8 protein-coding genes are annotated in these 13,512 nt (G+C 37.8%); 3 read left to right on the top strand and 5 right to left on the bottom strand.

Annotation, left to right across the window (positions count from 1 at the left end):
* Position 1: 1 nt before the first annotated feature.
* The 4 genes from bcsB to bcsR are packed head-to-tail and all read right to left on the bottom strand — an operon-like array spanning position 2 to position 5,905.
* Positions 2 to 2,323, bottom strand: a complete 2,322-nt coding sequence (gene bcsB / locus JEP71_RS05315) for a cellulose biosynthesis cyclic di-GMP-binding regulatory protein BcsB (RefSeq protein ID WP_198625868.1) — start codon at positions 2,321 to 2,323, stop codon at positions 2 to 4.
* 59 nt (positions 2,324 to 2,382) lie between these two features.
* Positions 2,383 to 4,968, bottom strand: coding sequence for a UDP-forming cellulose synthase catalytic subunit (bcsA, locus tag JEP71_RS05310; RefSeq protein ID WP_198625867.1), 2,586 nt, complete (start codon positions 4,966 to 4,968; stop codon positions 2,383 to 2,385).
* Positions 4,968 to 5,705 carry a cellulose synthase operon protein YhjQ/BcsQ gene (locus tag JEP71_RS05305; RefSeq protein ID WP_196533366.1) on the bottom strand — a complete coding sequence of 246 codons (738 nt, stop codon included), beginning with the start codon at positions 5,703 to 5,705 and terminating at the stop codon, positions 4,968 to 4,970. The genes bcsA and JEP71_RS05305 overlap by 1 nt, the downstream gene beginning before the upstream one ends.
* A gap of 8 nt (positions 5,706 to 5,713) precedes the next feature.
* A complete protein-coding gene (gene bcsR, locus JEP71_RS05300; RefSeq protein WP_198625866.1) occupies positions 5,714 to 5,905 on the bottom strand; it encodes a cellulose biosynthesis protein BcsR in 192 nt (63 codons plus the stop codon).
* Between the two features lie 843 nt (positions 5,906 to 6,748).
* Between bcsR and bcsG the strand changes: the two genes are divergently transcribed.
* A complete protein-coding gene (gene bcsG, locus JEP71_RS05295; protein ID WP_198625865.1) occupies positions 6,749 to 8,494 on the top strand; it encodes a cellulose biosynthesis protein BcsG in 1,746 nt (581 codons plus the stop codon).
* Between the two features lie 185 nt (positions 8,495 to 8,679).
* On the opposite strand, the gene metK is transcribed toward bcsG, so the two are convergent.
* Positions 8,680 to 9,834 carry a methionine adenosyltransferase gene (metK, locus tag JEP71_RS05290; protein ID WP_198620922.1) on the bottom strand — a complete coding sequence of 385 codons (1,155 nt, stop codon included), beginning with the start codon at positions 9,832 to 9,834 and terminating at the stop codon, positions 8,680 to 8,682.
* 689 nt (positions 9,835 to 10,523) lie between these two features.
* Here metK and speA point away from each other — a divergent pair.
* Together speA and speB are read left to right on the top strand one after the other, a co-directional pair.
* On the top strand, positions 10,524 to 12,431 hold the full coding sequence (gene speA / locus JEP71_RS05285) for a biosynthetic arginine decarboxylase (protein ID WP_198620923.1): 1,908 nt from the start codon (positions 10,524 to 10,526) through the stop codon (positions 12,429 to 12,431).
* A 102-nt stretch (positions 12,432 to 12,533) separates the two neighbouring features.
* Complete coding sequence (speB, locus tag JEP71_RS05280; protein WP_198625864.1) at positions 12,534 to 13,454, top strand: agmatinase; 921 nt, start codon at positions 12,534 to 12,536, stop codon at positions 13,452 to 13,454.
* Positions 13,455 to 13,512 lie beyond the last annotated feature (58 nt).

Below are 13,512 nucleotides of genomic sequence, written 5' to 3'. Positions count from 1 at the left end.
CTTAGTCCTTAGTCGCTAAACGACGTTGGCTTCTTATTTTCATTGCTCGCCAAATAAGAAGAGAGACAAGAATAATGCCGACAATTGCCGCTAAACCAAGCCATATAGGGTGAGAAGCAAACACATACCAAACCTCTTCCCACCAAGGTAAATAACCGACGAAATAAGTATCTCCCACACGCAAGCTATTTACGCCAGACTCTCTGACCAATACTACTGAACCATGCATAGCATCACGCTTACCACTATCACTGATCGCCTCATTTAACAGTTTGTAACCTTGCGTACTATCGGCTAATAATGCGACAACGCTACGCTGTGAAAAGAATGGAGATTGGAAACCAATAATTGCCCCCATCGATCCTTTTGAGGTCAGCGAGATCCGGCTATCAGGACGTTTATCAGTCGGTTGATAACTTGTGTGGCTAAAGATACTGATTTCACGAGAAGGCAGAGTGATTTCACTACGTGCTTTATCAATCAGTACGTTCATCTGTTTATCATTATTTAATGCAGGTGGAATGGTTCCGATAAGTAGTAGATCAGCATCTCTTTTTTGCACTTCATCCAATGAACTGGTTAATGAAACATTGAGTGCCGGATAACCTGTTTGAGCACCTATATTCCCCATTGAAATTAATAGGGTAGATAATTGTGTTGGAGACGGTTGCTGATTAACAAAAATCAAGGTTTCTGACAGATCCGCATAACGGCTAAATGGGAAGCCTGCATGGCTGTAAACCCGTAAGTCAGGCAGTGCAATATAGTGTCGATAATCACCTGTAAAATTAAAGCTAGATAAATCATCAATAGCGACAGCATTTGGTACAGGTTGATAAGTAATACATTGATCTACTGAGCCCCCAGGAATGGGGTTGGTGTAATCAAAGGCAAATGTAATTTGGTTACGTTCACCCAGTTTTACGGCGGGTATATTCAATAAATTCTTATGCTCAATCCAGCCTTGAATAAGCGGTAAATAAGCGATGACAAGATTATCTTTTTTATCTTTCTCAAGAGGATAAGCTTTAATGAAATGGTCGTTTACTGAGATAGACATACGAGAATCATCTTGAAATGCAGGAGCGGTATAGCGATAACGCAATTGCATTTGTAATCCCGTATTATTAAACATAAATAGATCAGGCGGTAACGTCATATTTAATGTAATAGGATTCGGTTTTAATCCGCGAGATTGCAACTGGCCTTCATAGTCTTGTAGCGTATTAAAGTAGATAGGTTTATTTAACTGTACCCATTTTGGCGCATCATAAGGTTCACGCGGGATCAATTTTTCTACTTCATTAATTGTGACGATATTCCCTCTGAAGATAACTTGTCCACGGGCTATTCCGTTTACGGCAGTGATCAAATCGTTATCATCACGCCCCATAATAAGAAGTAACTTAATATAAGGATTGGTTGGATGCGTCAGCATTTCGATGGTTGGTTCTTTCACATCGGGATGCTGTTTTAAAAAGGCGGGTTTTTGTGTATTGGTTGCAAAAACAATGCTGTGTTGATTTGGCAAAGTATCATAATAAACAGGGTAATTTTGCTTACGCCAATCAACTTGAGTACCAAACCAAGAAGAGAGGATCGCTGCCGCTTTTTGTTGAGCTAAATTAGGTGACTGGCTGAAAACCATTGGCAGTGTTAATTCTCCAAAATCACGGCTATCAAAAAAGGGTTCAGGGAAGTGCGCTAACTCATTACCTAAACGGAGTGATTGAAAGGTCAGATTGAGTTGACTGCTTTTACTTACATCAAGCCAGAGTGTTGTATTTGCTTGGTTTTCACAAATTTCACGATAATGGCCAATAAAAGAGAGTTTTATATGGTTAAAATCTTGAATAAATAAAGGATCAATAGGTATCGTAATTTGGTTTTTCTTACCCAAATCTTCTGGTTTTAAGGTAATAACTCCCATCAATTCATCATTTAAATAGACATTAAGATGAGATTCCACAGGAAGGAGTGACGGAGACGGTGTAAATTCTAAATCAAGAGTGGCTTTAGAAACATATTCATCACTACGGACACCAAATTCTAAATAGCCATCAGGGCTAACACCCGTCAAATGGATCGCGCCATAACTAGGTGCTGTCTCTGCAAATTTTAATATCTTCTGGCGAGCAGAAGGCGTGATATCTGTAGAAGGCAATTGTGTATTTCTAGGCTCTGCTTGAGAAATAACTTCAGGAGCTGCTTCAGTTATTGTAACGGGTGGCTCTGAAATAGTGGTTTGCGCTTCTTGCGTTTCATCTCCATGAACTGAAGAAGTGAGCATAAATAAGGCAAATATGAGAAAACGTTTTTTCATTATTGTTACCCATGATCTTATTGTTTATTAATAAATTCCCAGAAAACTGAGTTTTACCTTCAAGACTGATGAAATATTTGTGAAACATTAACGCGTTGAGGGAGTAACGATGAAAGCCATAGCAAAAAGAGACCGAGTAAGCGGAAAGTAGCGTAAATAAAGTAAGGAGCACGCTTTAACAAGGTGTTATAACCTTGCATACTGATAAAAATAATGTTCTTGAGACTGCTTAAAGGTCTGTCGGTTGGAAGTTCATTTTGCCAATCTGCCCAAGTATCGGCTCGCTCAAAAGTACAAGCAGTAAACTCGATAGCTTTTTGCGTTGTCATTTCAAGGAGTTGTAATCCAATAATTTGCCCATCAATACGTGAAATATTGGCTTTAAAGGCATGTTCACGCTGATTTTGACTGAGTAATAGTGTGATGCTTTCATTTGGAGATAGTGAAAGTTTGACATTGTCAGGCAATAAAATTGCACAGCTATTATCAGAAAAATCATAGAGATAACATCGGTAGAGAGAGCCATTATCTAACAGCAACATGGCAGGAACTTTAACGCGAACACGAGGAAAACGGCGCTGTTGCTTTGTTTCGACAGAAACTGCAATTGCAACACCAAGTAAGATAAGGTTATAACAAACCCATAATAAACACATGGTAACAGCCCATGCTTCATCGGGATCGCCCGTTGCTATGCGCCAAAAAGCAAACAAAATACCTAGCAAGTTCAAGTTGAGAAAGAGTAAGTAAGGGCGGTTAATTCGCCAATCGACAAAGCCTTCTTCCATCACGCCACCTTTGCCAGTCACGTTGAAAGTTCCTTTATGAGGAGAGATAAGGGTACTTAACACTGGACGAGTGGTGTACCACGCTAAAATCGTTTCATAAACCTCACCCCAAAATGAGTGGCGATAAGCGCCTTGTAACTTTGCACTGGCGAGTGAAATGTGGATCAAATACGGCACAACATAGAGAGCGATCGCAATCGCAGGTGCATAAATGATATAGGCATGGAAAATAAGAAACGTTAGTGGTGCGAGTAAGAAAATCATCCGTGGAATGCCAGAAAAAAAGTGCAACATGGCATTTAAGTAACAAAGACGTTGCGGCACGCTTAGTCCTTTACCAAACAAGGGATTATCAAGACGGAATATTTGCACCATTCCTCTCGCCCATCGAATACGTTGACCTATATGTGCGGATAATGATTCTGTCGCTAAACCAGCGGCTTGTGGAATGCGAATATAAGCAGATCTCCAGCCATGACGGTGTAAGCGTAATGAGGTATGCGCATCTTCTGTAACAGTTTCAACGGCAATGCCACCAATCTCATCCAATGCAGTACGACGTAAAACTGCGCACGAGCCACAGAAAAACGCTGCATTCCAAGTGTCATTACCATCTTGAACCAACCCATAAAAGAGTGTGCCTTCATTGGGTGTTTCACGAAAGTTACCTAAATTACGTTCAAAAGGATCTGGGGAGAAAAAATGGTGAGGTGTTTGTACCAAAGCTATTTTTTCATCTTTTAAAAACCATCCCATTGTAAATTGTAGAAATGAACGTGTTGGAATATGGTCGCAGTCAAAGATGGCGACAAATTCACCAGAAGCAAGAGTTAAGGCATGATTGATATTACCTGCCTTAGCAAAATCATGTTTTTCTCGTGCGATATAACGAATACCAACTTCTTGAGCAAATGCTTTAAATTCAGGACGGGAGCCATCATCAAGCAGATAAATAGTGAGCTTATCTTTAGGCCAATCTAAATTTAAGCTGGCATAGATTGTGGGTTTAACAACTTGCAGATCTTCGTTATAGGTAGGAATGAAAATATCAACGCTTTGCCATTGTGTAATGTCTTCAGGCATAGAAACAGGTTTTCGATGCAGTGGCCAAATACATTGCATAAAACTAAGGAATAGTACACACCATGCGTAAGTTTCAGCCAGTAAAAGCAGTAAGCCACAAAATAGACTGAAATTATCAATCCAATAAAGGGTTGAATGATAACGCCACCATATGTATCGACATGCAATTGTCAGTGCCAACATAACCATTGCGATAGAAGAAAAACGCCCAGGAATATCGCGGATAGCTAAGGCAACTAGCCAAAGAACAATTACAAAAACGAACTGAAATGTAAGATCAAACGGTTGAGTGATACTGAGTAAAATAAAGAAAATGGCAAAAATAGCGATAATGGAATAGAGAGCATATTGCCAAAAAGGTGTGGTTTTTTCCTTATGTTCAATGATTTCAATCGCGATAGGAGAGACATGAACAAAGAGTTTTTTGTATGTTTTTCGAATATAGAAAATAAATTGTGTGGGTTTTTTAATCAGTAATTGCCCTACATAATGGCAAGCTAGCCAAATGCTTTGTAACAAATAGCGCAAGGGATCAAAAATTTTAGGGCAACGGGGATCAATATGAGGATATAGCTCTCGTTGTTTTCTGGCAATTTTCCGCCAAAAAGGGGATTCCATCCGTAAAAAAAACCACATAATGCCCATAAATAGCTCGCTAACAATAGCTGCGCTACGAGATGCACCGTTATGGCGATAAAACTTGTAGTAACGAATAAGAATATGTTGTGTCACATTCTTTTCGATTTTATTCGTAGCATCGTAAGATGATGGCATTATGACTGTCCTTCTTTCCTCTTAAATAACGAAAAACACCATTGAGCAAGTTGCGATATTTCTTCTACTAACATGCAATTAGCTCGGTAATCATATAAAGGTAAACGTGAGGCACAGGCCTCTAGTGAGGCTTCATCTCGATGAAGAACAACAGGGCATAATGGAAATGGTGTCGTTTGCCAAAATTGATAAAAATCTTGGTGAATTTGGCTGGTGGCACGAAATTGGTTAATTAATACATATTCATTTTCGATAAATGTGTGCTGGTTAAGGCGAATATGACAGTTGCTTTCTGCCATTGATACGGTAAAAAAAATATCCGCTTTTTCTATCCAAGACGCGAAAAGGGTGTCTTGCGTATGCTGTAAATCCATTAAAATAATGGCATCAGGGTGTAGCTGAATAAATGTCGTTAAAAAATGGGTAAGATGTTGTTTTGCTGAGAATGACAATTGTAAGAGCAAGTTATCCTTCATATTAACCAAACCAAAAGGTAACACTTGGTAGTGTGGTCGATAGTAAAAAATACTCTCCTCTATTGGCGTTTCTGCTAATAATGCCTGACTTAATGTGGTACTTTTTTGCTGTGCTGGAAAATAGAAAGACAAAATATTTTCTGTGCAATTATCAATAATCAGCACTTCTTTATTTTGTTGATTAAATTGCCGAGCAAGTGCAATTGCCGTGGATGTTGTACCCACTCCACCTCGGAGTCCTTTTAATACAATAAGTGGCATAGTTAGCCTCATTTAGTCATGTAATGAAATGCATTAAGTAATGGCCAGCGATAAATAAGCATATTATTTCCTTCTTCTTTATTAATATCCTGATAGTGATAGTTATTTAATGAAAATAATTTTTTTAGTTTATCAATGTCCTTATTTAGATTATTTTTTTCTATTTTCATATTTGAGTTAATAAAATTTCCATTTTTCATTTTAATAACCTCTGAATAAAATAAAAATAGATTTCTATCAAAATTAAAATCTTGATAAAATAGTGTCTGATTAATGATTTGTTCTGTTTAATTAAGGTTCTTATTTTAGAATAGGCTTTAAAATACATTATTTCAATTACGTAAAAACACATAAAATAGATATTTATTATCTTATTTCTATAAAAGATGGCTATTGGTTTTCTTTTTTATATTTATATTTTTAAAATTTATTTGTTAAATAATAACGGAAAGGGCTTAGCTACAAAGTAAAGTAAAAAAAAAGAAAAGTAGATTAGCTGTTTATAACAATATATTAAATTATTCAAATTCGATGATCATTATTGTATCTTGATTAGTATCATTTTTCATAGAAAAATCATTATATTATATTCTTTTATTGATTAGTTTTGTTTTTATATTGAGGCTCTTGTTTGTTTATTGATAAGTATGTTTATTAATTGTTATTTGGTGTTATTGATGTGTAATTTGTTTTGTGTTTGTTTCGAAATATAAAAATAAGATAACTCTGTGTTTCATTATTTAATGTAAATAAAGCATCATTTTTAAAAATAGGCGCTATTATATAAATAGAACGTTGAGTGTTTTATTTTTAAACTCATCTTAAATAATTTTTCTAGCATTAATTTTTCTTTTATATAAGAGACCGGTATTTTCTGGCGAGATTCTTTTTTTATTTAAGGGTTTTTACTTGGTTTTAAATAAATATTCTCTTATATGTTTATTTAGTAGTTAATTAAATATCAGAAGTAATAAAAAGACAGATGTGAGTAATCATATAACTGTCGAATTGGATTTATTTATACTAAAGAGTAGGAAATTAAAATGAACAAATCTAATACAACCCAGTTCAATTTTTTACATTACTGGCATGGGTTGGGAGCATGGAATTTCTATTTTTTACTAAAGTTTGTTTTGCTTTGGTATGGTTATTTAAATTTTGATGCTTTTAGCAATTTACTTTTTCTTGCCTTTTTATTGTTCCCATTACCAAAAAATATTTGGCATAAAATGCGCAATTGGGTCGCTATCCCAATAGGGATAATACTATTTTACCATGATACTTGGTTACCCAGCTTTTCAACGGTACTTGCCCAAGGTGGGCAACTTAAACAGTTTTCCTTTGATTACCTGGTTGAGTTAACTGTTAACTTTATCAATATCAAAATGATAGGTGTCGCCTTTGTTTTGTTAGTCGGTTACCTTTTTATTGAACAGTGGGTAAGGGTATCTGTTTTTATTATTGCAGGTGTATTGTGGCTAAATATTGGTGGGTTTACTCATATTTCTCAAGGTATGGTGCCTCCTGTTTCAGCGAATACTTTTGTGCAAGAAAGTAACATTAATACTGAAAAAAGCACTGCGGTCGTCAAAGCTCCTGAGGTGTTACCCGCATCAGTCGAACCTCAAGTCCTCCCTGAAGTTGTACCGACTAAAGAGGTAGAAAGTACATCAATTAATACTGTTTATCCACCACAAAAACAGAAGGTTAATAATAAGGTATTGGATGATTGGCTCACACAATTTTATGGTTACGAGAAAAAACGTACGACACCATTTCCTGCGCAGTTAGTAGCCAATGCTCAGCCTTTTGATATCTTGATTATTAATATTTGTTCACTTTCTACCGCTGATGCGGCGGCTGTTGGGCTACAAGAACACCCAATTTGGGGTAACTTTAATGTGTTATTTAGCCACTTTAACAGCGTATCTTCTTATAGTGGTCCTGCATCATTAAGATTATTACGTGCGAGTTGTGGTCAGACTCACCATTCTGATTTATACGATCCCGCAGATACGCAATGCTCGCTGATGGATAATTTATCATCGTTAGGATTTGCCAAGAAATTGGTACTCGACCATAACGGGAAGTTTGGTAATTACCTCAAAGAAGTTCAGCAACTCGGCAATCTTAATATCGCCTTACAAGATCAAGAAAATCTTTCTCATCAAATTACCGCATTTGATGGCACCAAAATTTACAACGATAAGGAAACATTACAACGTTGGTTGAAAGCGCGTGAACAGTCTAACGAAGACCGCACTGTGACCTTTGTGAACTTGGTATCACTACATGATGGTAACCGTTATGTAGGAGAAAATAGTACTGCTGATTATGGCAAACGTGCCTCCACATTACTTGATAATTTAGATAGCTTTATGGATGAACTAGATAAAAAAGGAAGAAAAGTGATGGTGGTGATTGTGCCTGAGCATGGTGCGGCTTTACAAGGTGATAAGACGCAAATGTCAGGGTTAAGAGATATTCCAAGCCAAAGTATTACTACCGTACCTGTTGGTATTCGTTTCACTGGAATAAAAGAGCAAGCATCATTTAACCCTCCTGTGATTGTTGATGAACCAAGCAGCTATTTAGCTATCTCTGAGTTTATTTCTCGTAATGTGAATGGGGATGTTTTTAACCAATCTGCTATTGATTGGGATGCATTAGCCAGTGAACTTCCTCAAACTGCCAATGTTGCAGAAAACCAAGCTACGGTTGTGGTTGATTATCAAGGGCAGTCTTATATCAAGTTAAATGGAGGAGAGTGGATTAATTATCCTAACTAACTTTTTATCGCTTTTTATAAAAAAAGCGTTTCATCATAAATCTATGTTCTCGTTTTCTCTTATTGAGATCCCCGTATGATTGCGGGGTTTTTTATGGGTTTTATAAACAGAAGCCATAAAAAAACCACATCTATAAAGATGTGGTCTTATTTAAAATCAATAACATGATGTTATTGGCAAGAGACTTATTTTAAGCCTGCCGCTTCACGTAAGATTTCAGCTTTATCTGTTGCTTCCCAAGGGAATTCAGGACGACCAAAGTGACCGTAAGCAGCCGTTTTTTGGTAGATTGGGTGCAGTAAATCTAACATTTGAATTAATCCGTAAGGACGTAAGTCAAAGAATTCACGCACTAACAGGATCAGTTGTGCTGTTGGGACTTTTTCAGTACCAAATGTTTCTACCATAATGGATGTTGGCTCTGCCACACCGATTGCGTAAGAAACTTGGATTTCACAACGATCTGCTAAACCTGCTGCCACGATGTTTTTAGCAACGTAACGTGCAGCATAAGCTGCTGAACGGTCAACTTTCGATGGATCTTTACCAGAGAAAGCGCCACCGCCGTGACGAGCCATACCGCCGTAAGTATCGACAATGATTTTACGACCGGTTAAACCACAGTCACCCATTGGTCCACCGATAACAAAACGACCTGTTGGGTTGATGAAATATTTAGTTTGCTCATTTAACCATTCTGCTGGCAGAACAGGTTTAATGATCTCTTCCATCACTGCTTCATGCAGATCTTTTTGTGAAATATCTTCAGAATGCTGAGTTGATAATACAACTGCATCAATACCAACAACTTTATTGTTGTCATATTGGAAGGTAATTTGGCTTTTTGCATCAGGGCGTAACCAAGATAAAGTACCACTTTTGCGGACTTGTGCTTGGCGTTGAACTAAGCGATGAGCATAAGTAATTGGAGCAGGCATTAATACATCAGTTTCGTTGGTTGCATAACCAAACATTAAACCTTGGTCGCCAGCGCCTTGTTCTAATGGATTTGCACGGTCAACACCTTGGTTGATATCAGGAGATTGTTTACCAATCGCACTGATAACTGCGCAGGAATTAGCATCAAAGCCCATCTCGGAACTGGTATAGCCGATTTCACGAACAGTGTTACGTGTAATTTCTTCGATATCGACCCAAGCTTTGGTGGTAATTTCTCCGCCTACCATAACCATGCCTGTCTTAACGTAAGTTTCGCAGGCAACGCGTGCTTTTGGATCTTGTTCTAAAATTGCATCCAGAACGGCATCAGAAATTTGATCCGCGATTTTATCTGGATGACCTTCTGAGACTGATTCAGAAGTAAAAAGGTGTGTAGTCATTATATCTCGTTACCTTAATACAAACGGTTTAAGGATGGATGTTTTAACATCTAGACGTCCATTTTATGACTCTTCTCTCTTTAATTCCAGCTTTTTTTAATCAAATATAGGGATAAAGCAGAATCAAACAGTTAATCTTATTTTTTGTTGCCCGCTATTTTTGTGTGGAGAAAATAGGGAGTAGAGAAAAAAAAGTTTTTTGTACTTTTTGCTTTGCATTTTTAACTAACTAAAGGTATAAACTCGCGGTTACTGTGAAATCTGAACACAGTGTAAACCGCAGGATTTCTGATCCTGTTTCTCTGTTAGGGAAATGGCTTACGGGTTTAAGCCATGTGTGGAGTGAATGGGTAATGTTCCATTGTCTACAGGTTAGTCTTTTCAAAAACCAAAACAGTACTCACCAATACTATACACGTAGTATATCTAGAGTAATTTCCTCTTTGAGCTCTTTCTCTTTAGAGCGAAGTTGTCTGTTACTTGCCAATAGGTGATTGTGTTAACTCGTTATAGGTTAACTCAAGAACTTTCTACTATTATGTCCTGCGTATAGCTGGATAATCATATAAAAATATATAGTGAGCCATTACTTCCAACTGTTATTTATCAGTCGTTTCAGATTTTTGTCAGATAATTGACTACTATGGTGACAGGCAAGGTATAAACTCATACTCCCTAAGGAGAATGTCATGAATGATAACATCGCTCGTAAGATGCAGCAGACCTATAACATTGCATATTGGGGGGGCGGTTACTATTTAGCGAATAATCGGGGAAATATTAGTGTTTGCCCTAATCCTGATGTTCCTGATGCTACTTTTGATTTAACCGAATTGGTTAAACGAGTTCAAGAAGAGCAACCAAACCTGCGTTTACCTGCACTTTTTTGCTTTCCACAAATACTACAACATCGTTTACGTTCGATTAATGCCGCGTTTCATCGCGCGCGTGAATCCTATGGTTATAAAGGTGACTATTTTTTAGTTTATCCAATTAAAGTTAACCAACAACGTCGTGTGATTGAGTCATTAGTGAATGCAGGAGAGCCTTTAGGTTTAGAGGCTGGCTCTAAAGCGGAATTAATGGCAGTACTTGCTCATGCCAATATGACAAGCTCTGTGATTGTCTGTAATGGTTATAAAGACCGTGAGTATATTCGCTTAGCACTCACAGGTGAAAAACTTGGGCATAAAGTTTTCTTAGTCATTGAGAAAATGTCTGAGATTAAAATGGTTCTTGAAGAGGCTGAACGTTTAGAAGTTATTCCACGTTTAGGCGTTCGCGCTCGTCTTGCTTCTCAAGGATCAGGCAAATGGCAGGCAAGTGGTGGTGAAAAATCAAAATTTGGTTTAGCTGCGACACAAGTTCTGCAATTAATTGATATGTTACGCCAAGCTGACCGTTTAGATAGCCTGCAATTACTGCATTTCCATTTGGGATCACAAATGGCGAATATCCGTGATATCGCAACGGGTGTTCGTGAATCTGCACGCTTCTATGTTGAACTGCACAAATTGGGCGTAAATATTCAGTATTTCGATGTGGGTGGTGGTTTAGGTGTGGACTATGAAGGTACACGCTCACAATCTGATTGCTCTGTTAACTATGGCCTTAATGAATACGCGAATAACGTTATTTGGGCGATTGGTGACGCATGTGATGAAAATGATTTACCACATCCAACTGTTATTACTGAATCAGGTCGTGCATTAACGGCACACCATACCGTATTAATTTCTAATGTGATTGGCGTTGAGCGTAATGAATTTACGGCAATTACACCACCTGAAGATGATGCTGCAAGACCGATTGCAAGTCTTTGGGAAACATGGGAAGAGATGCAAACTAAGGGGCATAGCCGTTCATTACGTGAATGGTTACACGATAGCCAATTAGACTTACACGATGTGCATACTCAATATGTTCACGGCATGTTAAGCCTGACAGAGCGTGCATGGGCAGAAGAGCTGTATTTGAATATCTGTCGTCGTATTCAGTATGATTTAGATCCAAGTAATCGCGCTCATCGTCCTATTATTGATGAGTTACAAGAACGTATGTCAGATAAGTTCTATGTTAACTTTTCATTGTTCCAATCTTTACCTGATGCATGGGGTATCGACCAGTTATTCCCTGTATTACCTATTGAAGGGCTAGATAAACCTCTTGATCGTCGCGCAGTGTTACTCGATATTACTTGTGACTCAGATGGTATTATTGACCATTATGTTGATGGTGATGGTGTTGAAACAACAATGCCAATGCCCGCTTATGATCCTGAATATCCACCCATGATCGGTTTCTTTATGGTAGGGGCATATCAGGAAATTTTAGGCAATATGCATAACTTATTTGGTGATACGGCAGCTGTTGACGTTTACCTTGATGAGAAAGGTAACCTGACTTACGAGCAAAGTGAAGAGGGTGATACGGTTGCCGATATGCTCCAGTACGTTAAGTTAAATCCTACCGTGCTGTTAGATCGTTTCCGTACTCAAGTAAAAAATGCACAGTTAGATGAAGCGTTACAAGAGCAATTCCTGACTGAATTTGAAAGTGGTTTATACGGTTATACGTATCTGGAAGAAGAAGAGTAATTCTTCACTTTCCAATGCAAGAGTGATGTTATTAAACATCACTCTTTATCTATCATATTGATTGTATGTTGCTTATTTTAAATAAGTAACAGAGGTAATAGCATGAAAAATAGTACGTTAGGTAATGAGACTGATAATTCATTGATCTCTAATGCATTTGGTTTTTTACGTTTTCCACTGAATTTTCAGCCTTACAGCAGTGATGCAGATTGGGTTATTACGGGTGTGCCTTTTGATATGGCAACATCAGGTCGTGCAGGAACTCGTCACGGACCGGGCGCTATTCGTCAAATCTCAACGAATTTAGCGTGGGAAGGTAACCGCTGGCCGTGGGATTTCGATATGCGTGAACGTTTAAGCGTCGTCGATTGTGGTGACTTAGTTTTTAACTTCGGTGATGCACAAGATATGAGCGATAAATTACAAGCTCATACAGAGAAATTATTAGCGGCAGGTAAAAAATGTTTAACGTTTGGTGGTGACCATTTTGTCACATTACCGTTATTACGTGCCCATGCAAAACACTTTGGTAAAATGGCATTAGTTCATTTTGATGCACATACCGATACTTATGGTAATGGTAGTAAATTTGACCACGGTACAATGTTCTTCCATGCACCAAATGAAGGATTAATCGATCCTAACCACTCTGTTCAAATTGGTATTCGTACTGATCATGACAGTAATAATGGTTTCACTGTATTGGATGCAGCGCAAGTTAACGATCGTGGTGTGGCTGATCTTGTAGATCAGATCAAAGGTATTGTTGGCGATTTACCTGTTTATCTCACTTTTGATATTGACTGTCTTGATCCTGCGTTTGCACCAGGAACAGGAACACCCGTTGTCGGTGGATTAACAACAGATAAAGCGCTGAAGATCTTACGTGCATTGCAACCGTTAAATATTGTCGGTATGGATGTAGTTGAAGTTTCTCCAGCTTACGATCAATCTGATATTACTGCGCTTGCAGGGGCAACAATTGCACTTGATATGCTTTATTTGCAGGCAGCTAAAAAATAACTTCGCTTGATGTCTATTAAATAAAAAATAGCTTCATAATATGAAGCTATTTTTTTAT

Origin of the sequence: Proteus sp. PR00224 (assembly GCF_016238105.1) — a bacterium.
GTDB lineage: Bacteria > Pseudomonadota > Gammaproteobacteria > Enterobacterales > Enterobacteriaceae > Proteus.
The sequence above is the reverse complement of the archived record's forward strand: the minus strand, read 5'-3'. Positions and strand labels throughout refer to the sequence as shown.

Excerpts from the sequence above, each read along its gene's own strand:
- bcsR (WP_198625866.1), bottom strand. The coding sequence starts at position 5,905 with ATGAAAAATGGAAATTTTATTAACTCAAATATGAAAATAGAAAAAAAT.
- metK (WP_198620922.1), bottom strand. The coding sequence starts at position 9,834 with ATGACTACACACCTTTTTACTTCTGAATCAGTCTCAGAAGGTCATCCA.
- JEP71_RS05305 (WP_196533366.1), bottom strand. The coding sequence starts at position 5,705 with ATGCCACTTATTGTATTAAAAGGACTCCGAGGTGGAGTGGGTACAACA.
- speA (WP_198620923.1), top strand. The coding sequence starts at position 10,524 with ATGAATGATAACATCGCTCGTAAGATGCAGCAGACCTATAACATTGCA.
- bcsB (WP_198625868.1), bottom strand. The coding sequence starts at position 2,323 with ATGAAAAAACGTTTTCTCATATTTGCCTTATTTATGCTCACTTCTTCA.
- bcsA (WP_198625867.1), bottom strand. The coding sequence starts at position 4,968 with ATGCCATCATCTTACGATGCTACGAATAAAATCGAAAAGAATGTGACA.
- bcsG (WP_198625865.1), top strand. The coding sequence starts at position 6,749 with ATGAACAAATCTAATACAACCCAGTTCAATTTTTTACATTACTGGCAT.
- speB (WP_198625864.1), top strand. The coding sequence starts at position 12,534 with ATGAAAAATAGTACGTTAGGTAATGAGACTGATAATTCATTGATCTCT.